The sequence below is a fragment of the Methylobacterium sp. Gmos1 genome (genome assembly GCF_053764715.1).
Genome location: NZ_JBSNCC010000056.1, coordinates 1 through 1,953, shown reverse-complemented (window position 1 = coordinate 1,953; position 1,953 = coordinate 1). Strand labels below are relative to the sequence as shown.

Below are 1,953 nucleotides of genomic sequence, written 5' to 3'. Positions count from 1 at the left end.
GTCCCGCTTCATCAGCCTAGGGAACGCTCCGCTACCGCTCATCTTGCGATGAACCCGAAGCTTCGGCTCGTGGCTTGAGCCCCGTTACATTTTCGGCGCAGGACCCCTTAGCTAGACCAGTGAGCTGTTACGCTTTCTTTAAAGGATGGCTGCTTCTAAGCCAACCTCCTGGTTGTTTTGGGAGTCCCACATCCTTTCCCACTTAGCCACGAATTGGGGGCCTTAGCTGTCGGTCAGGGTTGTTGCCCTCTTCACGACGGACGTTAGCACCCGCCGTGTGTCTCCCGAGTAGTGCTCGTGCGTATTCGGAGTTTGGTTGAGTGCGGTACCGCTGTGGGCGGCCCTAGCCCATCCAGTGCTCTACCCCGCACGGCATTCGCTCGAGGCGCTACCTAAATAGCTTTCGCGGAGAACCAGCTATGTCCAGGTTTGATTGGCCTTTCACCCCTAACCACACGTCATCCAAGACCTTTTCAACGGGCACTGGTTCGGACCTCCAGTGCGTGTTACCGCACCTTCATCCTGCGCATGGCTAGATCACCTGGTTTCGGGTCTAAAGCAGCGGACTGAATCGCCCTGTTCAGACTCGCTTTCGCTGCGCCTTCGCCTATCGGCTTAAGCTTGCCCGCTACTTTAAGTCGCTGACCCATTATACAAAAGGTACGCGGTCACCCAGGACGAACCTTGGGCTCCCACTGTTTGTAAGCATCCGGTTTCAGGAACTGTTTCACTCCCCTCGTCGGGGTGCTTTTCACCTTTCCCTCACGGTACTGGTTCGCTATCGGTCGCTGAGGAGTACTTAGGCTTGGAGGGTGGTCCCCCCATCTTCAGACAGGATTTCACGTGTCCCGCCTTACTCGTGTCCTGGCATTGGCTTGTCCCGTACGGGGCTGTCACCCATCCTGCCGGCCATTCCAGGCCGTTCCGGTAAGCGTCATGCCAGGCGCTGGCCTGGTCCGCGTTCGCTCGCCACTACTGACGGAGTCTCGTTGATGTCCTTTCCTCCGGGTACTGAGATGTTTCAGTTCCCCGGGTTCGCTTCAAACCCCTATGGATTCAGGGCCTGATACCTTCTCGAACCCTCGTAGCGCAGACCCAGTGAACTGGATCCACGATACGGTGGCTGAAGGTGGGTTTCCCCATTCGGAGATCCTCGGATCAAAGCTCGTTCGCAGCTCCCCAAGGCTTATCGCAGCGTACCACGTCCTTCATCGCCTCTCAGCGCCAAGGCATCCACCAGATGCTCTTAAGGCACTTGATCGCTCTCATGATCGGTGTCCGGCGGTGACCGACAGCCGTAGCTGCCAATCACCTCGTCCACGGTCACGATAAAGACCGGCAGCAGGTCCTTTCGAACCCACTGCCTTATGCTTGCCGAACGTACCCGGGCCGGCCGCTTTCGCGCTGGCCCAGGCACATTCCCTCTTCACGATGTCAGATATCCGCAGCCACCCGCTGAACGCGTCGATGGTGCGAAGCTCTTTGATCCGGACGACCCTCGACCGCACTGCCACTTCACTGGGAAGCTTGCGGCAGGGGAGGGTGGTGGAGCTGGACGGGATCGAACCGACGACCTCATGCTTGCAAAGCACGCGCTCTCCCAACTGAGCTACAGCCCCGAGTGGGATGTGCCCTGGCAGCGAGATCACCGTCTGACCATGGTGGGCCTGGGACGACTCGAACGTCCGACCTCACCCTTATCAGGGGTGCGCTCTAACCACCTGAGCTACAGGCCCGTCGCTGGTTCCACCAGCGTGTCCGGATGATGAGAAAGAGAAACGAAGACGGCGCGTCCCGCCAGTTGGGCTCTGACTGAGCCCTTGATCCAACGACGCCGTACGAGGAGCGGACGGGCTTATCGCCTGTCATCCTGCTAACAGCATCCTTAGAAAGGAGGTGATCCAGCCGCAGGTTCCCCTACGGCTACCTTGTTACGACTTCACCCCAGTCGCT

At 58.8% G+C, this 1,953-nt stretch carries 2 tRNA genes and 2 rRNA genes; all 4 read right to left on the bottom strand.

Going from position 1 to position 1,953, the window contains the following annotated elements:
* A 23S ribosomal RNA gene (locus ACS5PV_RS32740) occupies positions 1 to 1,261 on the bottom strand; the annotation flags it as partial.
* A gap of 282 nt (positions 1,262 to 1,543) precedes the next feature.
* Positions 1,544 to 1,619 (bottom strand) — tRNA-Ala (locus ACS5PV_RS32735).
* Between the two features lie 40 nt (positions 1,620 to 1,659).
* Positions 1,660 to 1,736: transfer RNA gene (locus tag ACS5PV_RS32730), tRNA-Ile, on the bottom strand.
* A gap of 153 nt (positions 1,737 to 1,889) precedes the next feature.
* Positions 1,890 to 1,953 (bottom strand): 16S ribosomal RNA (locus ACS5PV_RS32725); the annotation flags it as partial.